Raw genomic sequence first — 25,232 nt, forward strand, 5'->3', positions numbered from 1 at the left:
GGGCAATCCTGTTGCGGAGCCGAAAGAGTTCAATGGTCGAAAGAGCTGCCCCCGATCCCGAGTTCGAAGCCCTGCTGCGTCACATTCAGGAGAGTCGGGGACTGGACTTCCGCGGCTACAAGCGCACCAGCCTGCGGCGGCGCATCTCCCTGCGGATGGAGGCGGTCGGCGCGGAGGATTTCGCCGCCTACCGTACCTGCCTGGAGGCGCAGCCCAGCGAATATGAGGAACTGCTGAACACCGTCCTGATCAACGTCACCTCCTTCTTCCGCGACGAGGATGCGTGGAACGTGATCCGCGACGAGGTGATCCCGGAAATCCTCAAAAATGCGGAGGACGACCGCGCGATCCGGGTCTGGAGCGTGGGCTGCGCCAGCGGCGAGGAACCCTATTCCATCGCCATGCTGCTGGCCGAGGCGATGGGCATGGGCGACTTCTGCCGGCGCGTGAAGATATATGCGACAGATCTGGACGAGGAAGCGCTGAAGGTGGCGCGGGTCGCCACCTATTCGCCCCGGGAGGTCGAGAGCGTGCCCGGCCATCTGCTCGAAAAATATTTCGAGCGGACCAGCAATCATTATGTGTTCGAGCGGGAATTGCGCAAATGCGTGATCTTCGGCCGCCACAATGTCGTGCATGACGCGCCCATCTCGCGCATCGACCTGCTCACCTGCCGCAATCTGCTGATCTATCTGGAGGCCGAAACCCAGTCGATCGTGCTGCCGCGCCTGCATTATGCGCTGAACCCCGATGGTTTCCTGTTCCTGGGCAAGGCGGAAACGCAGCTTGCGCGATCCTCGCTGTTCCGGCCCGTCGACATGAAGCACCGCATTTTCGCCAAGGTGCCCCAGGAATGGCGCCGCCCTCTGAACGGCAGCTTCACCGCCAACCGCCCGACCCGGCTCGACATGCCCCTGCCCGACGTCCACCTGCTGGAGGCCGTGATCGACGAGGTCGGCACCGCCCTGCTGGTGATCGACGACAGCGGCGCGGTGGCGCTCGCCAATCTTCCGGCCCGCAACCTGCTGGGCGTGGGCGAGGCCGATCTTGGCCGGCCGTTCCAGGACCTGCCCATTTCCTACCGTCCCATAGAATTGCGCGGCCCGATTGACGAGGCGTTCCGCGGCCGCAGGGGCCTGCGGCTGGAGGACCAGGAATATCGGCTCAACCAGACGGAGGTGATGCGGCTCACCATCGACGTCCGCCCGCTCCAGCGCGCGGACGGCAGCGTGCATGCCATCCTGCTCGCTTTCCACGACCATACCGGCATTCACGGCTTGCGGCGGGAACTGGAGGCGGCGCAGGAAAATCTCGAACAGTCGATCGAGGAACTCCAGTCCGCCAATGAAGAACTGGAAACCACCAATGAGGAGCTTCAGTCCACCAATGAGGAGCTGGAGACCACCAATGAGGAACTCCAGTCCACCAATGAGGAACTGGAAACGCTGAACGAGGAAGCCCGCTCCTCCAATGAGGAGATGGAATCGGTCAACGAGGAACTGCGCATACAGGCCGAACAGGCGGCCGGGTACCGCCTCCATCTCGAATCGGTGCTGCGCTCGATGAATGCGGGCATCGTCGTGCTCGACCCGCGCCATTTCATCCAGAGCTGGAACCGCTGGAGCGAAAACAGCTGGGGCCTGCGCGCGGAGGAGGTGCTCGGCACCAGTTTCGACAGGCTGGACATCGGCCTGCCCGTCCAACAGTTGCGCGACAACATGATCGCGGTCCAGTCGGGGTCGGAGGAGCAGACCGAGCGCCAGCTCGAGGGGCTGGACCGACGCGGACGCCGCATCATCTGCCGGATACGCATTACCGGCCTGCTGGACGAAACCGGCGCGAATCACGGGCTGGTGCTCGTCTTCCAGGACATTACCGACGAACGCAACAGCGAGGATTACACCCGTTATCTTGGCCGCGTGCTGGGCGGCGCGGCCAATCAGATCTACTTTCTGGACCCCGATAATCTTCGCTTCCTGCTGGTGAACGACAGCGCGCAGAAGAAGCTGGGCTTCAACGCCCACCAGCTTTCGCGCATGGCCCTGCCCGACCTGCTGCCGGACATATCCGCCGACGACCTGCACGCCATCCTCGCCCCGCTGCTGGGCGGCGAACTGCCGGAGCTGCCGCTCCAGACGGCGATGCGGTTCGGGGAAGGCGGCAGTCTGCCCGTCGACCTGCGCCTGCAATATTTTTCCGAAGAAACGCCGCCCATCCTCGTCGCCATGGTATATGACAGGAGCGAGCGCGAACTGTCCGCCGCGCTCGAATAGAAAGGCGGCACATGGCCGGCCATGACATCATCGTCGTCGGCGCCTCCACTGGCGGCGTCGATGCGCTCGTCCGGCTGGTGGCGCAGCTTCCCGCCGGGATGGACGCGGCCATGCTCATCGTACTGCATGTCGGCACCGGCGTCAGCCGGCTCGCGGACATATTGAACCGCGCTGGCAAGCTGCCCGCCGGCCAGCCCGCCGATGGCGAGGAGATACTGGCCGGACATATCTATGTCGCCCCGCCCGACCTGCACATGACGGTGGAGGGCGGCCGCGTCAGGCTGGCCCATGGCGACAAGGAGAATTTCAGCAGGCCCGCCATCGACCCGCTGTTCCGATCCTCCGCCGCCGCCTATGGCCCGCGCGTCGTCGGCATCGTGCTGACCGGGAAGCTGCAGGACGGTTCGGCGGGCCTGCTGGCGATCAAGCAGGGCGGCGGCATCGCGATCGTGCAGGACCCGGCGGAGGCGGTCGCTCCTTCCATGCCGCAACGGGCCATCGCCTGCGCGCCGGTGGACCATGTCTGCCCCCTTGCAGAGATGAGCGCGCTGCTGCTCCATTACGGCCGGCCGCCGGGCAGCCTCAACCCTCCGCTTCGTTCGACGCCTTGCGCAGGCTCGTCATCGCCTCTTCCAGCACCTCGATCATATGCCCGCTTTCCCGCGAAGCTTCCGTCCAGCGCTGGACCGCATGCGCCAGGCCGCGTTTCTCCGCGCTGTGCTGCATCTGTTCGAACAGCCGGATGCGGTCCCGATGCGTCCGCACCGCAATCGCCAGCGCCCGCTCCAGCTCGTCATTCTGCGCCGCCGCCAGTCCCAGCGGCGTGAAGGCATGGCCGACCTGGCAGCGGAAGCGGACTTCATCCTCAGTCTCGATATGGTTCAGCACGCCCCCGCAATCGGGGCAGGACAGGTGGCTGGGCTCACCCGGCGTGACGATCTGCGGTTCAGCCACGGCAAACTCCTGTGCGGCAATCCGGTCCTCGATCAGATATTCCTCGGGCAGGGGTATGGTCGGCCCCGCTTCCTCCCGCACCAGCCGCGCGAGCAGGTCGGGTATATGATCCAGGGCGAGCGCATGGTCGACATGATCGCGCTTCAGCGCGTTGCGCGGCATGGACGGCCATTCCGCGTCGGCGGGGTCCTGCACGACCGAAAGCCCGCCGGCCGCCTTGACCGCGATCAGCCCATCGGTCCCGTCGTCCAGCAGGCCGGTCAGCACGATGCCGGTCACGCGCCCGCCATAATGGATCGCCGCCGATCGGAACAGGGCGTTCACCGCCGGCCGCGTGCGGTTCTCATAGGGACCGCGCCGCATCAATATCCTGCCGGGACGCAGCAGCAGATGCATGTCGGGCGCGCACACATAGATGTGCCCCGGCTCGATCGCCTGTCCGTCCACCGGGGACAGCGCAGGCAAGGGCCCGGCCCTGTCGAGCAATTGCGGCAGCACGCTGCGCGCCGAAGGCGAAAGATGCTGGGCGACGAACAGCGAGGCGCGAAGATCGGCGGGCAGCGCGGCGCAGAGCCGGCGCAGGGCATCCACTCCCCCGGCCGATGCCCCGATCACGATAATGTCCCTGCTGGGCATGCTGTGCTTCTCCATGGGGGCAACGAAGCGCGCCGACAAAAAGGTTCAGACGGAACCAACTTATTTTAGAGCCAATTCCCCCGCGGGCGCGTTATCAGGGTGACGCAACAGGGAAAATCATGGGCAAGAAGGCTGAAGCTCCGGGGCAGATCAGCGCCAGGCTGCTCGACGAGGTCGAACAGTTGCGCACGTCCCTCGAATCCGCGCTGGAGGAGAATGCGCGCCTGATGGAGGATCGCGACCGGCTGAGCCGCCGCGTGACCCAATTGTCGCAGGACCTTCAGGCCGCCCGCTCGGCGCCGCCGCCGGCGCCCCCTGCCCTGCCGTCCGTCGAACAGGGGCAGGCCGAAGAGGAGCTGCGCGTCGCCTTCGAGGAATTGCAGGTCCTGACGGAGGAACTGGAAGTCGCCAACAGCAGCCTGCAACAGGCCAATCACGAACTGGACGGCCGCGTCGAGGAACGCACCCGCCAGATCCAGGAGATCAACGACACGTTGCGCGCGACCGAAAACTCCCTGCGCACGATCGCGGACCTTGTGCCCGACCTCCTCTGGCGCAGCGACGCCACCGGCCATGCCAACTGGTTCAACCAGCGCTGGTGCGACTATACCGGCTGGGATAAGGAGGAACTGAAGGAAGAAGGCTGGACCAATGCGCTGCATCCGCTGGACCGCGCCTCCTCCCTCGCGGCCTGGGCGCAGGCGATGGCGGCGGGCACCGTCTATCAGGAACAGCACCGCATTCGCGACGCGCAGGGCGATTATCGCTGGTTCCTGATCCGCGCCGAACCGATGCGCGACGCGAACGGCACGATCCTCGCCTGGTTCGCCGCCGCCACCGACATGCATGAGCAACGCACCGCCATGGAGGCGCTGCAACGCAGCGAATTGCGGTTCCGCACGCTGATCGAGGGCATGCCCCAACTCGTCTGGCGCGCCGTGGACAGCGGCCAGTGGACCTGGTCCAGCCCGCAATGGAGCGCCTTCACCGGCCAGAGCGAGAAGGCCAGCCGGTCGCTCGGCTGGCTGGAGATGCTCCATCCCGACGACCGGGATCATGCCATGGCGGCATGGACCCGGGCGCAACAGACCGGCAGCCTGGAGATCGAAGGACGGATATTCAACGCGCAGGACCGGCGCTACCGCCATTTCCGTACCCGCGGCGTACCCGTGCGCTCCAGCGAGAGCAGCTTGCTCGAATGGCTGGGAACGTCGACCGATGTCGACGACATCGTCCAGTTGCAGGCGCATCAGGAAGTGCTGGTGGGGGAACTTCAGCACCGCACGCGCAACCTGATGGCGGTGGTCCAGTCGGTCACGGCGCGCACGCTGAAGGGCAGCCATTCGCTCGATCATTTCGCCCAGTGCATCGGGGACCGATTCGATGCGCTGGCCCGCGTCCAGGGACTGCTATCCCGTCGCAAGGGCGGGCTGCGGGTCACGTTCGACGCGCTGCTGCGCGAGGAACTGTCCGCCCATGTCCCGCTGGATGCAGACGGCAGGGGAGAGCATGTGACGCTTACCGGGCCGGCCGGCATATCGCTGAAATCGGCGACGGTTCAGACGCTCGCGCTCGCCCTGCACGAACTGGCGACCAACGCGGTGAAATATGGCGCGCTGTCGCAACCCGCCGGCCGGCTGGAGGTCCGCTGGGACATCCGCAGGCCCGCGCCGGGCGAATGCCGGCTGTTCGTCGACTGGCGCGAGCGCGGCGTGTCCGAACTGCCCGCCCCCGGTGCGGAACCGAAGGGCGGCGGCTATGGCCGGGAACTGATCGAACGCGCCTTGCCCTATCAGCTCAATGCGCAAACCAGCTACGCCGTGGAGACTGACGGCGTTCATTGCACGATCGACGTGCGCGTCCCCTCTGAGGATAGTGAAGGCGGTGGAAGATGACCGAAGCTGCGCTGCAGGATTGCCGCATATTGATCGCAGAGGATGAATATCTCATCGCCGCCGATATTGCCGAGGCCCTGGAACAGGACAATGCCGTGATCCTGGGGCCGGTGCCGCGCGTCGCGGACGCGCTGTCCCTGATCGGGTCCGGAACGCGGATCGACCTGGCCGTGCTCGACGTCAATCTGTGCGGCGACATGGCGTTTCCCGTCGCCGACGCGCTGGTGGAGCAGCGCATCCCCTTCGCCTTCGCCACGGGCTATGACGGATGGACCATCCCCGCCCGCTTCGCGGACGTGCCGCGCCTGGTGAAGCCGTTCAGGCCCGACCGCTTGCGCAGCGCGCTGAAGTCGCTTCTGCCCTAGGGCAGATCCCGATGATCGGCTGCTTCAGAGGTCGGGCGGCAACAGGTCCTGGTCGGCGTCAAGACGCCGGTCTATCTCCTCGCCCAATCGGTCGAGCTGATCGAAGGACGCCCCGACCACCAGGATCGAACCGTCCTCCAGCGTCAGGCGCAACCGATAGCTTTCGCCGTCGGCCTCTATGGCGAAATGGGCGAGGCGCACGGTCATGACTGTCTCCCGATGATGAGCGCCCCCGCACCGATCCGGGGCGCCGCCGCCTCATTTGGAAGCATGGCGATGCGCCGTTTCCGCCAGAGCGAGCCTTCTGCCCGTGACCAGGGTCTGGCCGATGAAAAGAAGGATCAGGATCGAACCGGCCGTCCCGACGAAGAGGTCGAAGCCCGACCAGCGCCCGAACAGGCCTGGACCGGACCCCAGCACCATCATCATGACCGTCAGTCCGATCAGCAGCAGCCTGAGTTCGGTCGGCCCGGCGGAAAGATAGGAAAGCTTCAATTCCCCCAATACCCGCGCGGACAGAAAGGCATGGATCGACAGCAGCAGATAACCCGCCAGCGCGATCAGCGCGACATCCATCGTCACGAACGGGCTGAGGCCGATCCCGGCAAGGATGAGCAGCGTCGCCAGCCCATCGCAGCTATGATCGATGAAATAACCGTAGGACGGTCGCTCGATCCGCCGATACCGCGCCAGGCTGCCGTCCATGGAGTCACCGAACCACTGCACCGCATAGCCCGCAATCGCCAACAGCAGCCAGGCCGACGCGACGTTGCTGGCGGCATAGCCGGCGAATATCATCAGCGCGCCGACCATTCCGGTCGCCGTCAACCGGTCCGGCGTGACCCAGGCGGGCATCCGGCCGCACAGCCAGCCAAGCAACCGCCGCTCGTTCGCGGCAAGCCAGTTCTGCTGGATTCGGGAGAGCGATGGGGGAGATGGGGGCTGGATCGTCATGGGGCCTTGGATAACAGTCTGGAACAACGGGAGCGCCGCAGCGCCGTCATATTCGCGGCATCAGCCGCTCCGTCCGAAGACGCACCGTCCCGGAAGGATCGGCACGACGACCGATACGACCGGCGCGACCTGAAAGGAAAGACAATCTTCCTGCACGACATGCTCCCTCTGCGCGGGAGCACGCAAGTCTCTCTGTCGGATCGTGCGAAGCGGAAATCCGATGACTGCTGGTAGCATCCTCTGCATGACCCGAACAGAAGTTTTTGGAACTTGCACGACTTTCGCGCGAGACGGGAGCGGCCCCTTGTGCTACAGTTCCTTTATTGCGCGAAATTTGCCGCAAGCATTCGCCGTGACAGAGAGACCATCGTGCTCCCGCTTGCCAGCCGAGGAGCCTCGTCATGGAAGACCTGAACTATCTGCTCAAGCGCGAACAGGAAGAACTGCTGCGCGCCCGGACGGCGCACAGTCCGGAGGCCGGCCGCGTCCACGAACGGCTCGCGCAGGGATATGCGGCGCGGATCCGCCATCACCCCCATCCCTATCGTTCCAGGCGGGCGGACGGTTCGGCGCCCTTCAACCCCTTTCCCTTCAATGTGGAGGGCGGCGCGGCATGAGCAGGGTCGTCAACGTCCGCGCCACGCCGGACAGCATCAAGACGATGTGCACGAAGCACGCCTTCCGCATATCCGCGCTGGAGGAACTGGTTTCGGGCGGGGCGCGGGTCGTCCTGCTCGATCCGCGGGACGCGGACGCCTTCCGCGTCCTGATGAAGGACAGGCTGATCGAGGGCAGCGTCACGCGATCAGCGTCGCACATGGCCAGACAATGGACGCCGCCGGCACGATGGAAATAGTCATGAGCCAGTTCGATTATCTCGACCGTCGCAGAAAGGCCGAATTGAATCATGCCGATCTGGCCATCTGCCCGGTGGAGCGGACGAGGCATGAAGAGCAGGCAAGGGCCTATGCCAAGATCATCTCTGTTCTGCGCCGGGAAGAGGAAGAGGCGACATCACGCCATCGATAGCGGAATATAGCCGAATATTTGTCCCTGCATGCGCCAATATTATATGCTGGGCGAACGACAGAAGAAGAAATCCGGCGGGAAATGGGACGACTGAGCCGCTGTCAGCGCGAAGCGGCTGCCTTCCGGATGGCCGGGCCCGGCTTGGCGGCAAACCAGATATTGTGCCAGCGTTCCGTGCTGCCGATATAGGCCGGCAGGACGATCTCATCGACGTCGAAACCCGCTTCCTCCAGCCGCCCCGCAAAGCAATCGTCGGAATAGGAGGACCAGACGGACAACAGCCCGCCCGGCCGCAAGGCGTCATAGGCGGCGGAGAGTCCGGCATGCGAATAGAGCCGGTCGTTGCGCGACGTGATGAAACCGTCCGGACCGTTGTCGACATCCAGCAGGATGGCGTCGAACCGATCCGGCCCCTCCATGATGATGTCATAGACGTCGACCACCCGAACGCTGACGCGCGGGTCCGCGAGATTGTCCCTGAACAGATGCGCCAGCGGCCCCTTGGCCCACACCAGTATCTGCGGCACCAGTTCCGCGACCGTCACCAGCGCGTCGCAGGTCCAGGAACCCAGCACGGCGTCCAGCGTGAAGCCCATGCCCAGTCCCCCCACCAGGACATGACCGTCCTTCCTGTCGAGACGCTCGCTCGTCAGCGTGGCCAGCGCCATTTCCGAAACATGGTCCTGACTGCCCATCAACTCGTCGCGACCGAACTGGATGGAATATTCCTTGCCGCATTTGAGCAGGTGCAACTGGCCGCCGCCGGGAATGTCCGCGACATCCACCATTTCTATCGGCGGGCGGCCTCGGCGGGCGGCGGGGGATTGCCCCTGTCCGATGATCCCGGCCGGCCTGCCTTGCGGCTCATGGCCGGGCGGCCGCTGGCGGTGGGGCCGCTTTGGCGAGGCGTCGTTGCGATCCATGCCGTTCCTGTCGCATTTCAAGATCAATCGCGACGTAAACCAGCATGGCGTCCATTGCGCGGTGACGCCGTGCAATGCCCCGCCTGTCTTCCCTTTGCAAGGCCGCTGCGCATGCAGCCCCGAAGATCGCTGGCGGCCCGCATCGACATTCAGAAGAGGACGAGCCGAAAATGCCGGTTTTTCGTGATCCTCCAATGAGTGACGTGCATCCCCTGAATGGCGCATATTCAAGGCATGGGCAGCGCCGGATGCGCAACAGGCGCCATTTGCAGGCCATCAGGGCTGAATGTGGATACAGGCTAAATGGACGACCTGCGCGGTCGTCTATAGGGAGGAAGGAACGACATGCCCACCCATAGCCCGATGAAATCCGCCACGGCTCTGGCCATGCTTGCACTTGGCTCAACCGGAAGCGTCCATGCCGCCGAAGCGAAGCAGCGCATGGCCGTGGGCGCCGTGGTCGTGGCCCCATGCACCGTGGAGGGCCTGCGGGTGGATTGCATATCCGGCCAGCGCCCCCGGATATATATGGCCGGAAAGGCCACGACTTCGCCCGCTCCCGGCCATGGCGCGGAACCGGCGCACGCGGGGCAAGGCGCATCCCCTGCCGCCACCCGCTATATCGAGGTATCATTTTAACCTAAGCCTCGGAATAATCGGAACAACTTCGCGCCTTCCGCCGTTTCCTCCCTCGCGACGACCGGCATTGGGACAGACATGCTGCAGCCGGTCCCGCGATGCTCATGGAGTGCGCCTATAGCCAGAACAGGGCGCAGGATGCGTTACAGGAGATGCGCATGAAGCGGTATGGCAAAGGCCATCTGGCCGGGCTGCTGATATTCGGAATGGCTTTGCCGGACGCCGCGCAGGCGGCGCAGACGACGACGACATTCCCGGTGACGGCGACCGTCCTCACCGCCTGCGCCGTGACGGCGAACCCCCTCAGCTTCGGAAACTACGATCCCACATCGGCCACGCCGCTCGATGCCACGACCACGCTTTCGGTGCTGTGCACGGTCGGCACGTCCTTCACCGTCGGCCTGAACGCGGGCACGTCGAGCGGCGCCACCGTCACCAGCCGGAAGATGGTCAACGGCGCCAACCTCCTCAACTATGGCCTCTTCCGGGAGACGACGCGCACGAATAATTGGGGCAACACGCCGGGCACCGACACGCCGCCGGCCACCACCGCACCGGTGCTGCCCAGCACGCTCACCGTCTATGGCCGCATCCCGCCAAGCCAGAATGTGCCGGCGGGCGGCTATGCCGATACGGTCACCGTAACCGTCAACTACTGAAGCGCGAAAAGATGAACAGGGGATATGCAAGCGTTGCGGCAGCGGCGGCGATGCTCTTTGCGCCGCCCGTGCAGGCGGCGGGGCTCAAGGTCTTCCCGGTGCGCGTCGTGCTGACGCCGGCGGAACCGGTGCAGACGATGACGATAGAGAACAGCAGCAAGGAAAGCGCCCGCGTCCAGCTCCGCGTCTATGGCTGGCGGCAGGAAAAGGGCGAAGACGTGCTGGAGGAGACCCGCGACGTGCTCGCCAATCCCGCCCTGTTCGAGATGCGGCCCGGCGCCGTGCAGATCGCCCGCTTCGGCCTGAGGACGGGAACAGGCGCTGCGGAGAAGAGCTATCGCGTGATCCTGGAGGAGGTGCCCGGCACCCGCGCGGTTCCCGCCGGAACCGTCCAGACGCTCCTGCGGATCAGCATTCCGATCTTCGTGCCCCCGGCTCGCGGGTCGGGCAGGCTGGTCTGGCGCGCCTGGCCCAGCGGACCGCGCCAGATGACCTTCGCCATCCGCAACGAAGGCAACGCCCATGTGCAGATCAACCGCCTGATCCTGTCGCGCAAGGGCGGTCCGCAAGTGGCCCGGCAGGACATGTCGGTCTATCTGCTCCCCGGCTCCTCGCAGCAGGTCGTCCTCGACACTGCCGCATCCATCGCTTCCGGCCAGACCCTGAAACTCGACGCGATGACCGATCAGGCGGATGTCGCCGCGGAGATCGTTGCAGAGGAGCGGCCCCGTGAAGTCGCGCGCCCTTGAAGGGGCCATGGTCGCGCTCTGCCTCCTGTCCCGCCCCGCCGCCGCCCAGGCTCCCCCCGGCCATGGATCGCCGCCGGCCGCCGGGGAAGACGGCGACGGGCCCTCGCTGATGCTGGTCCGGCTTCTGGTCAACGGCCAGGCGCAGGAGGGCGAGATACTGGCCGGGCGGCGCGGCGACGCCTGGTTCCTGAAGGCCGCGGACCTCGAACGCTGGAAGATCCGCGCCGATGCCCCGCCCGTGACGATCGACGGAGAGGCGCTGGTCCCCCTCCCCTCCTTCATCACGCCCTCCTTCGATGCGGCCAGCCAGCAGCTTGACCTGACCGTACCCGCCGAACGGTTCGCGGTGCAGCGGCTTTCCGGATCGGCCGGCAGGCTGCTGCCCACAGCCGGCACCTTCGCCGCCTTCCTCAATTACGACCTGTCGGTCTCCCATCAGGACGAACTGGCCTCCTCCGCCTTCCTGGAAGCCGGCCTGTCGGACGATTGGGGCCTGTTCGCCAACAGCATGACGGTCGGGCAGAGCAGCGGCATCGGCAACGGCGTCGTGCGGCTCGACAGCTATTTCATCCGCGACGATCCCCAGGATCTCCGCCGACTGATCCTGGGCGATACCGTCACGACCAGCCCCGACTGGGGCCGCCAGATACGCTATGGCGGCGTTCGCTACGGCACGGAATTCGGACTCAGTCCCACCCTCATCACCTTTCCCACCCCCGCCTTTCTCGGCCGCACCGCCGTGCCCTCCAATGTCGAACTGCTCGTGAACAATGCCGTGCGCTTCCAGTCGGACGTCGATCAGGGGCCCTTCTCCATCGATCAGGTGCCTCTGGTGACGGGCGCGGGCGAGGTGACGCTGGTCGTGCGCGACGCCACGGGCGTCGAACGGCGCGTGCGCACGCCCTATTATGTCAGCCCCCGGCTGCTCAGCGCCGGGCTGTCCGCCTGGTCGTTCGAAGCCGGGGCGGAACGGCGCGACTATGGCATTGCCAGCTTCAGCTACGGCACCGCCTTCGCCGCGGGCAGCTACAGGCGCGGCCTGACGGACTGGCTGACCGTGGATGCCCGGGCGGAGGCGAGCGGCGACGTGCAAATGCTGGGCGGCGGCCTGTCGTTCGTCTGGCCGCTGCTCGGGGAATTCAGCCTCGCTTTGGCGGGATCGCGCGGGAGGGAGGGGAGCGGCGGCCTCTATCGCGCCTCCTTCGCGCGCATCACGCCGCGCTGGAACATCGCGCTCAGCTATCAGCGCGCGTCGGATGGCTTCGACCAGATCGGCATAGACCGCCCGGCGGACCGCATCGCGCGGCAGTTCCAGGCGTCGGCCGGGGCGTCGCTTGGCGATCTGGGCAGCATGGTCGTGACCTGGACCGACCTTGAATATGGCGACGGCAACCGGGCGAGGATCGGATCGGCCAATTACAGCGTCGGGATCGGCAGCCGCGCCTATATGAGCCTGTTCGCCCTCCGCAGCGACATGGCGGGTCGGGAACCGGAGGCGGTCGTCGGCCTTGGCCTCACCATTCCGCTGGGCACGCGGACCAGCGTCTATGCGCAGGGCGACAATCGCAACCGCCTGGCGGAAATACGGCGGACGGCGCCGCTTTCGGGCGGCTGGGGCTATCGCCTGGCGGGCAGCGAGGGCGAAAACGACCGGCAGCAGGCGGAAATGAACTGGCGCGGCTCCACGGGCGAGCTGAGCCTGGAGGCGGCCCGCTTCCGGGGCAAGACGGGCGTGAGGCTGCTCGCGAGCGGCGGGGTCATGTTCGCGGCCGGCGGCATCCATGCCTCCCGGCGGATCGAAAATGGCTTTGGCGTGGTCGAGGTGCCGGGGCAGGGCAATGTGCGCATCTATCAGGAAAACCGCCCCGTCGCGCGCACCGACCGGCGGGGCATCGCCATTGTTCCGGACCTGCGACCCTATGAGGCGAACCGGATTTCGCTGGCGCCGTCCGACCTGCCGCTGGACGTGCGGCTGCCCGACGACACGATGATCGTCGTTCCGCGGATCAGGGGAGCGGCCCATGCCCGCTTCCCGGTCGAGCAGGACCGGCCGGGCACGGTGGTCGTCGCCACCGCCGACGGCAAGCCGGTCGCAGCCGGCGCGAACGTACGCACCGACGGCGGCGAGACGCTGTTCGTCGGCTTCGGCGGAGAAATTTTCGTGCGCAATCTCCGCGAAGGGATGGTGCTGGAGATCGACACGGGCGGCGGCGTCTGCAAGGCGACCGTGACAGGCATCGCGCCGCGCGATACGCTGCCCCGCATCGGCCCCGTCGCCTGCGCGTTCCAGCGGGAGCCGGCGCCATGAGGCGGCGCGCTCAGGCCCTGACGGCCCTGCCGCTGCTGACGGCCATCCTGTTCCTGATGCAGCCAAGCCCTGCCCAGGCCGCCTGCAACGGTCTGGCCGGCTGCTCCTGCACGGTCACGGCCACCGGCATCAGCTTCGGCAACTATAATCCGCTCTCGCCCACCGCGACCGACGCGACGGGTACGATCAACGTCCATTGCGATCTTCTGGTGGCGCTGGCCGGCTCCTACACGATCGACATCAGCGCCGGCAGTTCCGGCAGCTTCGCGCCACGCACGCTGCGAAGGGGCGCCGCTGCCCTCAACTACAACCTCTACACCAACGCCGCACGCACGCAGATATGGGGCAACGGCACCGGCGGATCGGTCAACGTCACGCGCACCGTCCTGGCATTGCTGGTATTCAACGACAGCGTCACCGTCTACGGCCGCATCCCGGCGGGACAGAATGTGGCGGCCGGCGCCGGCTATCTCGACACGCTGACGGTGACCGTCACCTATTAGGGCAGCGTATACGGGCCGGCGTCAAGCTGAGCATGTAGGCGCCTTCTCCCGCCCAACGCCTTTGTCGGAGATCGACGAAGCGTGATGCACGTCACGCGCAAGATAGGAAGAGGCGCTTATTGTTCCGCCCGCGACCCGAGGAACTCAGGCTTGCCTGATTTCCAACTCAGGGCCCGGCAGCCTTCGCGCTGCTGGGCCTTTTTTTGAGAGCCATCAGCCGGTAGGTTCGACCGCGCTGGCCCACATGGTTTTTGGGGGAAGAGCTTGCTTGAGACGGAACGGCTGGCCGTTATCAGAAGCGTGTTTTCATGTGGGCAGGCAGGTGCCGAGGCTCTGGCGTCCGCCGTTCGCGACATGGTTTTTCCGCACAAGGCCGTCGTCGCGCATCAGGGCGACCTGGCCGATCATTGCTGGGTGGTCGTGGAGGGCGCCGCCCAGGCCCAGATCAACTCGGCCGATGGCCAGTTGACCTTGCTCGCTTCCCACGGGCCGGGCGAAATCTTCGGCAGCTATCCCGAACCGGCGGCGCTGCGCAGCGACATCGTCGCGCAGGGTTCGCTCCATCTCCTCTGCATCGAAACCTCGGCATTGGTGGACCTGGCGCGGCACAGCGCGGATATCGCCCATGGCCTCAGCCTGCTGTTCGCGCGGCAGTTGGACGTGATGCTGGACCGCATGGCCGCCAGGACCACTTTGACGGCGAATGGCCGGGTCTATGCCGAACTGCTGCGCCTTGCGGGCGCCTCCAACCGCATCGAGCCGCCGCCCGTGCTGTCCGCGCTGGCGCTGTCGGTGCATACCACGCGGGAGACGACATCCCGGGCCATTGCGCATCTGCTGCGGCGGGGCATCGTCAGCCGGACAGACGAGGCGCTGGAGATACTGGCGCCGCGCCTGCTCGCCGAATTGATAGCCTGAAGCCTGCCCGGACCACGCCATGCGGAGATCGGGCCTGCAAGCGCCGATTCTCCTCCCGGTCGCGGAAGCCGGATCCTCGCACATCCTGAGCAACGTCCGATGAACCGGAGCCGCTCAACATCCGTTCGCCCTCAGCTTGTCGAAGGACTCAGCGCGGACCAGAAGAGGTGATTCCCCCCAGGCTCAGGGAAACAGGCCATAAAGCGCCAGGTCGCCCGACGCCGTCCTGATGTCGCCCATCGGCTGCACATTCGCCTCCGGCGCGTGCAGGGCAAGGGCAAGGGCGGCCGACTCGCTCAACGCCACCGCCCCCTCCAGGTCCGCGGCGGCGATCATGAGCGCACGATCCCAGCGTCCGTCCTGCGTGTCGGCCAGGGCGCGGTAATCCAGCGCCAGCCGGGCCTCGGGATGGTCGCCGCGCAAAGCAGCGGCCCTGTGGGCCGCGTCGGCAAGGGAAGACAGGCCATAGGCATGCTGCCCCTCCTGCCCCACCAAGAGCGTCGCATCCCCGCCGAAGTGGAAGGGCAGGGATTCCGGAACGGCGATCAGCGCCACGACTTCCGCCTCCGGCGACAGGGCGACCTGAGCAGCGTTGCTCCGTTCCAGCGCCAGCCGATCCAGCCGCAGCCCCAGCGCTTCCCAGCCTGCCATGTCGCCTCCCCCCTCCTCGCCCCGCCCGACGATCTGCAAGGCGCGGGCGGAGGATTGCAGGCGCCTGGCCTCGCACAGGGCCAGCCCCATGGCGGCCTGCCTCGACACCTCGACGGATGCATTGCTGAGCGGTTGCCAGTCGTCCATTTCCCTGACCGACACCGCCCTTCCCATCAACGCATCGAACCGATCGGCCCATGCCGGACCGAAAGGATCGACCGACGCCGCCCGGAACAGTTCGGCCGGACAGGGCAGAACGACATGCAGCTGGCGGCCCGCCTCAATGGCCGCCTCCGCCACCAATATGTCCGCCCCGGCGGCCAGCGCCCCGATCACCATGGAAGGGGCCAATGCATCCACCGCCCCGGCAATCGTGCGGGCCGCCTGGGCGTCATCGGCTGCAAGGCCCAATATTCCCTCGAAATAGAGCGGCGAAGCCGGACGGTGGCGGTCCAGCCAGTCCGCCGGCCGTCCCGCCTCCGCCAGGATCATCGCGAACTGTCGCAGCGTGGAGGCATGGTCTTCCCACGCTTCGGGCTGATGCCCGATGGCCTGCCGCAGCATCCGTTCGGCATCCTGGGTCCGGCCCAGCAGCAGCAGCGCTTCGGCCCGCGTCGCATCGATCCAATAGGGCGTCTCGGCGGCGCGCAGCGGATCGTCGAGCAGCGTCATCACGGCATTGGCCAGCGTCACCGCCGCCTCGTGCCGCCCTGCCACATAGGCCAGCGTCGCCGCGTTGATCAACGGATAGGTCGCATGCGAAAGGGCGGAAGCACGCTCATAGGCGGTGATGGCCCGGTTCAACAATTCTTCCCGCGCCGCGCCGCTCTCGCCCGCCGCGCGGTCCTTCAGCAGGCGTCCGTAAACCGTCAGCACATCCGGGTCGTCCGATTGCGGCGACAGGCCGGCGGCATGGAATGTGGTCCAGGCCTGTTCCAACGCGCCCGCCCGGGCCAATCGCGTGATGCTGTTAAGCTGCGGCCTGATCATTTCCCGCCTTGTCCCACAAGCGCCCGTCCGCCGCCACCGGATTCGCGCGATCCTATTTCCGCGGTCCCTTGCTGACGCCGTCGGGATCGATCGCCAGGACAACCCCCGAATCGCCGCCATGTTCATAACGGCCGCGAATATAGAGATTGAAGATGAAGCCCTGCTCCTCCCCTTCCTTCAACGGTTCGCCGGTATAGCCGTTGCACATGTAGTTGCGGCAGCGCAGCGCCGGATAGCCGCCGATGTCGGTCATCTCCAGGTCGTAGAAGCTGCGGTTGGGCGCCACCGGCGCGGGCGGCGGGGGCAGCGAACTGTTTTCCTTCTTCTCCACGAACCAGATCGGATCGGTGTCCTTTCCGTCATGGAAGCTGTAGCCGGGCGCATCCAATATGATGGTGAAGAAGCACATATATTCGACGAAGGCGATGTTCTCGAACCCATAGCCCCTGAATTCGGGATATTGCGCGGGGTCGCGGGACTGCGCCATCTTCAGCAGGCGCGCCTCCGTGGCCTGCAGTCCGCGTTCGCAGATCGGCGCGAACCAGCGGCTGACATTCCACGCGCCTTCCCGCACGCGAATGGAGAGCAGGGTAACATGATCGATCTTGTCGCCGGGGCCGATGGTCCTGACACTGTTCCCGTAAGGCAGCATTCACTCCCCCTTTGCCGAAGCCCTGTCATTCGACTGTGCTATAGCATCCAGACGCCGGATCGACGTAGCCCGAAATGCCGGGTCCGCCGCGGCCGTCGGACTTGCATCATGCATGATCCGACGAGCTTGGTCGACCAGTCGGTGGACCTCCGCGCCCTGGTGGCGCGCCCTCGCCACCTCGGCTGCATCCATCAGCAGCCGCAAATGCTGCTCGAACCAGTTCTGGTTCTCCGGATCGCGCTGGCGCAGCGCCGAAGACTGGCTCCGCGCATCGCGCAGCAGCCTGACCGCCTTGGCCGTCTCACCGGTCTCGAACGCGATCCGCGCAAGCGAACGGGTCGCCACCAGAGTGTCATAGGCGATGTCGCCATTTTGCGGATCTTCCCGCCGCAAGGGTTCGAGCAGCCTCAGTTGCTCCAGCCGATGCTGCTCCGACGCCCGGAAGTCGCGGCGGTCGAAATGCACGTCGGCCAGCCGCGCATGGCGTTCGGCCACCTCCATGCGAATGTTGAGCGATCCGGGATCGGCCTGCTGCGCCCGCTGGAACCAGTAGAGCGACTTCGCATAATTCCGGATCGCATCGTCATGGTCGTTCTTCGATTCCCATTGGACCGAAGCGATGTTGCTGAGCGCATAGCCCATTTCCGTGAAGCTGCGCGCCGCCTGGGGCTGATACCGGAAAAGCTCGCGGGCCCAATGCAGATAGGCCCGATAATGCCTGAGCGCGGCGTCAGCCTGCCCGGATAGCTGATCGACCTGCCCGATCCAGAATTCGCTCTGCGCGTGGACGAAGATCCATTCGGGCCGCTGGGGATCGTCGTCCAGCAGAGCGGTGGTGGTGCGATGCGCTTCCTCGAACTTGCGCCGCGCCGCCGGCAGGCTGCCGCGCGCAATATCGTCCTCCCCCATCGCCTGAAGGATGCGCGCCCGCCTTTCCAGGCTGTCGTCCGGCAAATCGTCGAGGTCGCCCTGGTCGCGATAATAGTTCATCGCCCGGTCGTTGACGACGGTCAGGGCATCCAGGCGACCGACGCTGCGCAGACGTTCCCGCAAATCGGTCAGCATGAATTCAATGATCCCTTCTGCTTCGGCGCGTTGCCGCTCCGCTTCCCGCTGCGCTTGCAAGGCCGCAATCGACAGCGCGAGAAAAGCTAGCATGACCAGCAGCAGGGCCAGCGTGACAGCCGTCACGCGCCGGACGCGCCGCTGCGCATCGCGCTGCACCAGCCGGTCCAGGCCGATCCCGGCCAGCCCGGCAATGATCTTCAGGGTGCCCAGCCGAACGCCGTCGCCCTCCCGCCGAAGGTCGGCGGCAAGCGGTTCGCCACCGTCCCGCAACGCAGGCGGAAAGGCCTCTTCCGGTTCGCCTTCGATGATCGCGGCCAGGATCGGCCGGTCGGGATGGAGGACGCGGAACAGGCGGATTTCCTTGTCCACCCAGGGCGAAGCCGCCGCATGGGGCGAACACAGGACCACCAAAGCCGCCGATCGGGAAAGCGCCTGCTTCACCGCCTCCGACAGGTCGGCCGCGGCAGGCAATTCGTCGCGGTCGCGGAAGATCGGGCCAAGCCGCCGCCCGCCGTCGGACCGCATGGCGCCCTTGGGCAGCCGATAGGATTCCAGCCGCCGTTGCAGCCCGCGCGCGGCCCGAACGTCCCTGTGATTATAGCTCAGGAAGGCGGTGTAGGCCGCCTTCGCACTGTCTGCCCGCATCTCCACAAATCGCGCCGTCGCCCCTTCCTACGCCGGAGGTGGACTGCTTATCGCGATGTTCCACCGAAAAATCGACCGCTTTGCCGAATCGCCCGCTGCCGCAACGGCCGAATGGAGCCGCATCCCGGGCGCGACTCGCCGCGGGGGCCATGCGCGGACGCCGGAACATATCCGATAAACCGTTCATAATGGACGATGATCATCTTGCCTTCGGCACGGGAAAGGGAAACAAGGATATGGACCGGCCAGAAGCAAAGCCTCGGGTCGCAGCCGGTTCATTGCGATGACATCGTCCGGCGCCGTTGCGATGCCGGCCTTGCGCCGCCTGCCCCCATCATGAAGACCATCCACGGAAAAGCAGAAGGGCCGGCATCGCCGCCAGCCCTTCCCTTGCCGATGCCGCAGGCAATCAGCCTACGAAGGCGCGCTCAATAACATAGGCGCCCGGCGCGGCGTTGGAGCCCTCGGCAAAGCCCTGTTCCTCGAAATAGGCGCCGAACTGCTTGATCATCTCCATGCTGCCGCACATCATGATCCGGTCGGTCTCGGGATTGAACCTCGGCTCGCCTGCAATCCCTTCGAACAGCGCGCCCGTTTCCACCAGCTTGTCGATGCGGACGTTGTTGCGGAAGGGTTCGCGCGTCACGGTCGGCACATAATGGAACTGGCTGGCCGCCTGCTCCGCCACCAGCGGGTCGTCCGCCAGCTTGCCCGACAGCTCGTCATGGAAGGCAAGGTCGCTCACCCGGCGGACCGAATGCACCACCACGACCTGCTCGTAAAATTCATAGACGTCCGGATCGCGCGCCAGGCTGAGGAAGGGCGCCAGGCCCGTGCCGGTCGACAGCATGAACAGCCGCTTGCCCGGCAGCAGCGCGTCCGTGACGAGCGTGCCGGTCGGCTTACGCCCCAGATAGATCTGGTCGCCGGGCTGGATCAGTTGCAGTTTGGACGTCAGCGGCCCGTCCTGCACCTTGATCGACAGGAACTCCAGTTCCTCGTCCCAGGCGGGGCTGGCGACCGAATAGGCGCGCAGCAGCGGCTTGCCATTGTCGCCCTGCAAACCGATCATCACGAACTCGCCCGACCGGAAGCGGAAGCTGGCCGGCCGCGTGATGCGGAAACTGAACAGATGTTCGTTCCAATGCCGCACCGACAGCACGGTTTCCACTGAAAGCGCGCCGGTCGGTTCCAGCACCGGCTTTTCGATCGTCACGTCGTTCAAAACCTTTTCCCCTGCCAAATCCAGGGCGACTGTCGCGGGTAAGAGCGTCAGTTGCGTGGGCTTCGCAATAAGCTATGCAGCGCGAATGCCCCTTGGGACGTTCCAAGGCAAGGCGAAAAAAACTTGTCCGTGCGAAAGCTGGCGATCATCCGCGCGGATCAGGACCGCGGGCAAAGCGGCGGCACCGCGCGACGCGCCGGAACGCAGCAGGGAAGATTGCGCGTCTCCGGCGCATTCAGGGCGCGGTAGCTGGGCACGCAGGCCCCGTCCTGCATCCATTCACCGGACAGAAATTGGCTCTGCGCCTGCGCGTTGCTGCTCAATATCGCTGCAATGGCGGCGCTGCCGCGCAGCATATCCCCCATCATCATGATTTTCCCCTGCTCCCGGAGCGCCGACACGCCCGTCCCGCAGCAAGCTCATAATCGCTTATCTATCCAAAAGCATACCCAATCCGGGGTATGTCCGGCCATTTCCGCAAAATCCGTCATCCCAGCGCGCGCCGGGACGGCGGATCAGCCGAAAAGACCTTTGGCCAGCCCGCCCAGTTCGTTGAGCGGATTGCCGTCGCCATCCCGGTCGAACAGGCCGCCGATCTTCGCCAATATGGCTTCCGGGCCGCCGAAATGGGCGAACAGCTCCTGCAACTTGTCCGCCGACACGCCATGTTCGGCGGCCGTGGTCGCCAGCGCGGCGACATCGGTCTCGCCCGAAGCGATCTTGCCGCCGATTTCGCTCATCAAGGCCTGCATCTGGTCGGGCTGAAGGCCGATCTTCGCGGCAACCGCCTCCAGGCCACCCATATTGCCCAGCAAATCGTCGAACAGTGCCATAGCTCATATCCCGCTGAAGTTTGATGCAGGATAGCATTCCGTCCCGCCGACGGGAAGCGAAAGAGGCCGGAAGATCGCTCCCCGGCCCCTGTCGTTACGAAATGCGGGCCTGTCAGGCCGCCGTCAGCGCCGCGTCGCGCACCGACGCATCGACATGATCCTCGAACTGGGCGAAATTGTCGACGAACTGCTTGACCAGCTTGCCGGCGGTTTCGTCATAGGCCGCCTTGTCGGGCCAGGTCGCGCGCGGATCGAGTATGGTCGAATCCACGCCCGGAACCGCAACCGGCACCTGGAAGCCGAAATTGGGATCGGTGCGGAATTCGGCGTTGTTGAGGCTGCCGTCGAGCGCCGCGTTCAGCAGGGCCCGCGTCACCTTGATCGGCATGCGCTTGCCGACGCCATATTTGCCCCCGGTCCAGCCGGTGTTGACCAGCCAGCAGGTCACGCCGCCCTTGTTGATCCGTTCCTTCAGCAGGTTGCCGTAAACGGAAGGGTGACGCGGCATGAACGGCGCGCCGAAGCAGGTGGAGAAGGTCGCGGACGGCTCCGTCACGCCGATCTCCGTCCCGGCGACGCGCGCGGTATAGCCCGAAAGGAAATGATACATGGCCTGGTCCGGCGTCAGCCGCGCGATCGGCGGCAAAACCCCGTAAGCATCGGCGGTCAGGAAGATGATGTTTTTCGGCACCGGCCCCAGATTCTTCTCCGACGCATTCGGGATGAAGTCGATCGGGTAGGAACCCCGGCTGTTCTCGGCCAGGCTGTTGTCGTCCAGGTCGATCTCGCGGGTTTCCTCGTCGATCACGACATTTTCCAGCACCGTGCCGAACCGCTTGGTGGTGGCGAAGATCTCCGGCTCGGCCTCGGCCGACAGGTTGATCATCTTGGCGTAGCAGCCGCCCTCGAAATTGAAGACGGCGGTGTCCGACCAGCCATGCTCGTCATCCCCGATCAGCGTGCGGCTGGCATCGGCCGACAGGGTGGTCTTGCCCGTGCCCGACAGGCCGAAGAAGACCGCCGTGTCGCCGTTCGGACCGATATTGGCCGAACAGTGCATCGGCATCACGCCCCGCGTCGGCAGCAGATAGTTGAGGATGCCGAAGACCGACTTCTTCATCTCTCCGGCATAGCGGGTGCCGCCGATCAGGATCAGCTTCTCGGTGAAGTTGACCGCGATCACCGTCTCGCTGCGGGTGCCGTGACGGACCGGATCGGCCTGGAAGGTGGGCAGGTCGATGATCGTATATTCAGGCGCGAAATCCGCCAGCTCCTCCGCGCCCGGACGGACCAGCAGCGTGCGGATGAAGAGGTTATGCCAGGCGAATTCGTTGATGATCCGCACGTTGACGCGATGCTCAGGCTGCGATCCGCCGAACAGATCGGCAATGTACAGCTTGTCCTTCTGCCCCAGGGCGGCGAAGAAATCGGCCTTCAGCGCGGCGAAATGCTCCGGCGTCATGGGCACGTTGGTCTTGCCCCACCAGACGGTGGATTCGGTTTCCGCGTCCCTGACGATGAACTTGTCGCTTGCCGACCGCCCGGTATGCTTGCCGGTCTTGACCACCAGCGGGCCGTCCTTGGCCAATATGCCCTCGCCATTGGCAAGCGCGGCTTCGACCAGCGGCGCGGTGCCCAGATTCCAATATTGATCGGCGCTGGTGGAAATGCCCTGCCGATCGAGGGTGAAAGAGGATTTGGCCTGCACGCCTTTACTCCTGAATATCATTATGTCCGGCCGCCATCTTATCATGTTCACGGCCGGTCCGCCTCTCAACGCCGCGATCTTCGCCGCTTGGCGCCATCTGCTGCAGACCTAGCGGGCATAAGCCTTTGCAGAAGATGCGTCAAACCCCGGGAAACCCCGCATCCCCGGCATTTATCCCGAATTCCCATGGCTACACCGCATAACCCGCCCGCCCGGCCTTCCTTGCAGGGGAAGCCGCCTTCGTCTAACGCAGGGGCATTCCCATTGCCGACGATTTTCGGGGCGCAGCATGACCGCAACCATCGCTCTGGTGGACGATGACAAGAATATCCTGACCTCCGTCTCCATCGCGTTGCAGACGGAAGGGTTCCTGACGCGCCTCTATTCGGACCCGGAGGCGGCGCTGAAGGCGCTGATAGAAAATCCCGCAGACCTGGCCGTGTTCGACATCAAGATGCCGCGCATGGACGGGCTGGAACTGCTGCGGCGGCTGCGGGAAAAGAGCCATATGCCGGTCATCTTCCTGACGTCCAAGGCCGACGAACTGGACGAGGCGCTGGGCCTCGCCATGGGCGCGGACGATTATATCAGCAAGCCTTTCTCCCAGCGGCTGCTGATCGCCCGCATTCGCGCGATCCTGCGCCGGGCGGAGGCGAGCAAGGTGGATGCCGCGCCCGACGAGCCGGTGGCCGAACCGATCGTGCGCGGCCGGCTGGAAATGGACCCTGCCCGCCACCGGGTCAAATGGATGGGCCGGGACGTGACGCTGACCGTGACCGAATTCCTGATCCTGGAAACGCTCGCCGCGCGCCCCGGCGTGGTCAAGAACCGCAACCAGCTGATGGATGCCGCCTATCAGGACGACGTCTATGTCGACGACCGCACCATCGACAGCCACATCAAGCGCCTTCGCCGCAAGTTCCGCGAAGTCGACCCCGAATTCAACGCAATCGACACCCTCTATGGCGCCGGCTATCGTTTCTCCGAAGAAGCATGACGCGGGCGCAAGGTGGAGCTGGTCCGGCCGGATCAGCCTGACCCCGCGCATCCTGGCGGTCAATGTGTTCGCGCTGGCGCTGCTGGCGGGCGGCTTCTTCTATCTGGACAGCTACCGCACGCGCATCGTCGACGACCGGCTGGAGCAGTCGGCGCGCGAATTGAAGCTGCTGGCCATTGGCCTTGAAAATGCGCCGGCTGACCGGCAGGACGCGCTGATCGCCGCCTATGCGCGGCAGACCGGCGACCGCGTGCGCCGCTATGACGCGCAGGGACGGCTGATCGCCGACAGCTTCGCCATGAACGCGCCGCGCTATCGCCTGCGCCTGCCCGCCGAGGAGGAATGGCAGCGCCATGTCGCCCGCTTCCTCGACAAGGTGATAGACCGCATCGTGTCCGCCGACCGCCCGCCCAATTTCGAGGAGCCGGCAGTCGACCGGGCACAGGCATGGCCCGAAATGGTGGTGGCGCGCAAAAGCGGCCGCACCCAGGCGGTGAACCGCTATGCCCCCGACCGCACCTTCATGATCTCCGCGGCGGTCAATGTGAAGGACGGCACCGGCCTGCTGGCGACGGAAAATGCCCGCGACATCACGCGCACCGTCCGCGCGGAGCGTTTCCGCCTGGGCATGGTGCTGGCGGCGGCGGTGCTGGCTTCCGTCCTGCTCTCCCTGTTCCTGGCCCGGACCATCGTGCAGCCGCTGCAACGCCTCGCCCGCGCGGCGGTGCGCGTGCGGCTGGGGCGGGCGCGCGAAGTCACGGTGCCACGCCTGCCCGACCGGCGGGACGAGATCGGCATGCTGGCCCGCGCCCTGTCCGACATGAGCCATGCGCTGCGCCAGCGGATCGACGCGACCGACGCCTTCGCCGCCGATGTCAGCCATGAGCTGAAGAACCCCATCGCCTCCCTGCGTTCAGCCCTGGACGCGCTGGATCGGGTGGACAAGCCGGAACTGCGCGCCCAGCTGATGGCGATCGCGCAGGACGATGTGCGCCGGCTCGACCGGCTGGTGACGGACATTGCCGAAGCCTCGCGCATCGACGCGCAGCTTTCCCGCACCCGGTTCGAGCCGATCGATCTCGGCCTGTTGATCGAGAAGATGGTGGTCGCCCGCGAAGCCCGCGGCGTGCCCCGCGGCGTGCGCCTCGCCTTCGCCCGGCCACGCAGGAATGTCGCGGTTGCGCTGGGCGAGGAGCAGCGGATCATCCGCGTGCTCGACAACCTCATCGACAATGCGATCTCCTTCTCCCCCGATGACGGGCTGGTCCAGATCGTCGCCACCGTGGCGGACAATGAAGTGCTGGTCAGCGTGGAGGATGAGGGTCCGGGCGTCCCGCAATCCGAACGCGAACATGTCTTCCGCCGGTTCCACAGCGTCCGCCCGGAAAATGAGGCGTTCGGCAAGCATTCGGGCCTTGGCCTCGCCATCGCCCGCTCCATCGTGGAGGGGCATCAGGGCAAGATCAGCATCGCGGACCGCCAGGACGCGCAAAGCGGCGCCTGCTTCATCGTGCGCCTGCCCATGGCGGTCGAACGCGATCCGGGCATCGTTTCGGAATAAGCCGGAACGGGGGAGGCGCAGATACTCCCCCTCCCATGGGCGGGAGGAGGCCGGGATTTTAAGCTGCCGCCCTCCAGGCCCGCTGCGCCGCGCCGAC

Annotated in this window: 25 protein-coding genes and 1 pseudogene; 15 read left to right on the forward strand and 11 right to left on the reverse strand. The window is 65.8% G+C overall.

The genetic code is table 11. The annotated features are described in order from the left end of the window. Nucleotides 1–32 precede the first annotated feature (32 nt). Nucleotides 33–2,273 (forward strand): CheR family methyltransferase, encoded by a 2,241-nt coding sequence (locus EWH10_RS01175; protein ID WP_083198889.1) that lies wholly within the window; start codon nucleotides 33–35, stop codon nucleotides 2,271–2,273. Between the two features lie 11 nt (nucleotides 2,274–2,284). Next, nucleotides 2,285–2,812: pseudogene (locus EWH10_RS22190) on the forward strand (chemotaxis protein CheB); the annotation flags it as partial. Nucleotides 2,813–2,855: 43 nt separating this feature from the next. On the opposite strand, the gene EWH10_RS01185 reads toward EWH10_RS22190, so the two are convergent. Further along, the gene (locus tag EWH10_RS01185) at nucleotides 2,856–3,863 is read right to left on the reverse strand and encodes a chemotaxis protein CheB (protein WP_065846009.1); all 1,008 of its coding nucleotides are present in this window, start codon (nucleotides 3,861–3,863) and stop codon (nucleotides 2,856–2,858) included. A gap of 119 nt (nucleotides 3,864–3,982) precedes the next feature. Between EWH10_RS01185 and EWH10_RS01190 the strand changes: the two genes are divergently transcribed. Next, on the forward strand, nucleotides 3,983–5,758 hold the full coding sequence (locus EWH10_RS01190) for a sensor histidine kinase (protein WP_052628243.1): 1,776 nt from the start codon (nucleotides 3,983–3,985) through the stop codon (nucleotides 5,756–5,758). After that, a complete protein-coding gene (locus EWH10_RS01195; protein ID WP_044662694.1) occupies nucleotides 5,755–6,123 on the forward strand; it encodes a response regulator in 369 nt (122 codons plus the stop codon). The genes EWH10_RS01190 and EWH10_RS01195 overlap by 4 nt, the downstream gene beginning before the upstream one ends. Nucleotides 6,124–6,147: 24 nt before the next feature. On the opposite strand, the gene EWH10_RS01200 is transcribed toward EWH10_RS01195, so the two are convergent. Together EWH10_RS01200 and EWH10_RS01205 are read right to left on the reverse strand one after the other, a co-directional pair. After that, nucleotides 6,148–6,330 carry a hypothetical protein gene (locus EWH10_RS01200; RefSeq protein WP_025547543.1) on the reverse strand — a complete coding sequence of 61 codons (183 nt, stop codon included), beginning with the start codon at nucleotides 6,328–6,330 and terminating at the stop codon, nucleotides 6,148–6,150. Nucleotides 6,331–6,381: 51 nt separating this feature from the next. Next, nucleotides 6,382–7,077, reverse strand: a complete 696-nt coding sequence (locus EWH10_RS01205) for a CDP-alcohol phosphatidyltransferase family protein (protein WP_044662695.1) — start codon at nucleotides 7,075–7,077, stop codon at nucleotides 6,382–6,384. Nucleotides 7,078–7,478: 401 nt separating this feature from the next. Between EWH10_RS01205 and EWH10_RS01210 the strand changes: the two genes are divergently transcribed. Genes EWH10_RS01210 through EWH10_RS01220 form a run of 3 tightly spaced genes read left to right on the forward strand, consistent with a single transcriptional unit; the run spans nucleotide 7,479 to nucleotide 8,106 of the window. Further along, nucleotides 7,479–7,694 (forward strand): hypothetical protein, encoded by a 216-nt coding sequence (locus EWH10_RS01210; RefSeq protein WP_044662696.1) that lies wholly within the window; start codon nucleotides 7,479–7,481, stop codon nucleotides 7,692–7,694. Next, a complete protein-coding gene (locus tag EWH10_RS01215; protein ID WP_025547548.1) occupies nucleotides 7,691–7,933 on the forward strand; it encodes a hypothetical protein in 243 nt (80 codons plus the stop codon). Before EWH10_RS01210 ends, EWH10_RS01215 begins: the two co-directional genes overlap by 4 nt. Before the next feature lie 2 nt (nucleotides 7,934–7,935). After that, complete coding sequence (locus tag EWH10_RS01220) at nucleotides 7,936–8,106, forward strand: hypothetical protein (RefSeq protein ID WP_162195972.1); 171 nt, start codon at nucleotides 7,936–7,938, stop codon at nucleotides 8,104–8,106. A 101-nt stretch (nucleotides 8,107–8,207) separates the two neighbouring features. Here the strand turns inward: EWH10_RS01220 and EWH10_RS01225 are convergent, their stop codons facing one another. After that, the gene (locus EWH10_RS01225) at nucleotides 8,208–8,894 is read right to left on the reverse strand and encodes a spermidine synthase family protein (protein WP_371873077.1); all 687 of its coding nucleotides are present in this window, start codon (nucleotides 8,892–8,894) and stop codon (nucleotides 8,208–8,210) included. 480 nt (nucleotides 8,895–9,374) lie between these two features. Between EWH10_RS01225 and EWH10_RS01230 the strand changes: the two genes are divergently transcribed. From EWH10_RS01230 to EWH10_RS01255, 6 genes are all read left to right on the forward strand, one after another. Next, the gene (locus EWH10_RS01230) at nucleotides 9,375–9,668 is read left to right on the forward strand and encodes a hypothetical protein (protein ID WP_128830691.1); all 294 of its coding nucleotides are present in this window, start codon (nucleotides 9,375–9,377) and stop codon (nucleotides 9,666–9,668) included. Nucleotides 9,669–9,826: 158 nt separating this feature from the next. Further along, complete coding sequence (locus tag EWH10_RS01235) at nucleotides 9,827–10,327, forward strand: Csu type fimbrial protein (RefSeq protein WP_082166166.1); 501 nt, start codon at nucleotides 9,827–9,829, stop codon at nucleotides 10,325–10,327. 11 nt (nucleotides 10,328–10,338) lie between these two features. Next, nucleotides 10,339–11,076, forward strand: a complete 738-nt coding sequence (locus EWH10_RS01240; protein WP_044662698.1) for a fimbrial biogenesis chaperone — start codon at nucleotides 10,339–10,341, stop codon at nucleotides 11,074–11,076. After that, nucleotides 11,057–13,384, forward strand: a complete 2,328-nt coding sequence (locus EWH10_RS01245; protein ID WP_229742411.1) for a fimbria/pilus outer membrane usher protein — start codon at nucleotides 11,057–11,059, stop codon at nucleotides 13,382–13,384. Before EWH10_RS01240 ends, EWH10_RS01245 begins: the two co-directional genes overlap by 20 nt. Continuing rightward, the gene (locus EWH10_RS01250; protein ID WP_044662699.1) at nucleotides 13,381–13,887 is read left to right on the forward strand and encodes a Csu type fimbrial protein; all 507 of its coding nucleotides are present in this window, start codon (nucleotides 13,381–13,383) and stop codon (nucleotides 13,885–13,887) included. Before EWH10_RS01245 ends, EWH10_RS01250 begins: the two co-directional genes overlap by 4 nt. Before the next feature lie 354 nt (nucleotides 13,888–14,241). Further along, nucleotides 14,242–14,805 carry a Crp/Fnr family transcriptional regulator gene (locus tag EWH10_RS01255; RefSeq protein ID WP_082718732.1) on the forward strand — a complete coding sequence of 188 codons (564 nt, stop codon included), beginning with the start codon at nucleotides 14,242–14,244 and terminating at the stop codon, nucleotides 14,803–14,805. A gap of 183 nt (nucleotides 14,806–14,988) precedes the next feature. Here EWH10_RS01255 and EWH10_RS01260 read toward each other — a convergent pair whose 3' ends face one another. From EWH10_RS01260 to EWH10_RS01290, 7 genes are all read right to left on the reverse strand, one after another. Then, on the reverse strand, nucleotides 14,989–16,446 hold the full coding sequence (locus tag EWH10_RS01260) for a TRAFs-binding domain-containing protein (RefSeq protein WP_052628244.1): 1,458 nt from the start codon (nucleotides 16,444–16,446) through the stop codon (nucleotides 14,989–14,991). Nucleotides 16,447–16,498: 52 nt separating this feature from the next. After that, nucleotides 16,499–17,098: a hypothetical protein gene (locus EWH10_RS01265; protein WP_044662700.1), complete on the reverse strand. Its 600-nt coding sequence runs from the start codon at nucleotides 17,096–17,098 to the stop codon at nucleotides 16,499–16,501. Next, the gene (locus tag EWH10_RS01270) at nucleotides 17,099–18,811 is read right to left on the reverse strand and encodes a toll/interleukin-1 receptor domain-containing protein (protein ID WP_052628245.1); all 1,713 of its coding nucleotides are present in this window, start codon (nucleotides 18,809–18,811) and stop codon (nucleotides 17,099–17,101) included. 409 nt (nucleotides 18,812–19,220) lie between these two features. After that, a complete protein-coding gene (locus tag EWH10_RS01275; RefSeq protein ID WP_044662701.1) occupies nucleotides 19,221–20,036 on the reverse strand; it encodes a ferredoxin--NADP reductase in 816 nt (271 codons plus the stop codon). A 158-nt stretch (nucleotides 20,037–20,194) separates the two neighbouring features. Next, nucleotides 20,195–20,407, reverse strand: coding sequence for a hypothetical protein (locus tag EWH10_RS01280; protein WP_226870181.1), 213 nt, complete (start codon nucleotides 20,405–20,407; stop codon nucleotides 20,195–20,197). Nucleotides 20,408–20,551: 144 nt separating this feature from the next. Continuing rightward, nucleotides 20,552–20,869 (reverse strand): hypothetical protein, encoded by a 318-nt coding sequence (locus EWH10_RS01285; protein ID WP_025547568.1) that lies wholly within the window; start codon nucleotides 20,867–20,869, stop codon nucleotides 20,552–20,554. A gap of 112 nt (nucleotides 20,870–20,981) precedes the next feature. Continuing rightward, nucleotides 20,982–22,577, reverse strand: coding sequence for a phosphoenolpyruvate carboxykinase (locus EWH10_RS01290; RefSeq protein WP_044663208.1), 1,596 nt, complete (start codon nucleotides 22,575–22,577; stop codon nucleotides 20,982–20,984). A 289-nt stretch (nucleotides 22,578–22,866) separates the two neighbouring features. Between EWH10_RS01290 and EWH10_RS01295 the strand changes: the two genes are divergently transcribed. Together EWH10_RS01295 and EWH10_RS01300 are read left to right on the forward strand one after the other, a co-directional pair. Beyond that, the gene (locus EWH10_RS01295) at nucleotides 22,867–23,574 is read left to right on the forward strand and encodes a response regulator transcription factor (protein ID WP_044662702.1); all 708 of its coding nucleotides are present in this window, start codon (nucleotides 22,867–22,869) and stop codon (nucleotides 23,572–23,574) included. Then, the gene (locus EWH10_RS01300) at nucleotides 23,540–25,135 is read left to right on the forward strand and encodes a stimulus-sensing domain-containing protein (RefSeq protein WP_044662703.1); all 1,596 of its coding nucleotides are present in this window, start codon (nucleotides 23,540–23,542) and stop codon (nucleotides 25,133–25,135) included. The genes EWH10_RS01295 and EWH10_RS01300 overlap by 35 nt, the downstream gene beginning before the upstream one ends. The last annotated feature ends 97 nt before the right edge of the window (nucleotides 25,136–25,232 follow it).

It is taken from the genome of Sphingobium fuliginis, from assembly GCF_004152845.1.
GTDB lineage: Bacteria > Pseudomonadota > Alphaproteobacteria > Sphingomonadales > Sphingomonadaceae > Sphingobium > Sphingobium fuliginis.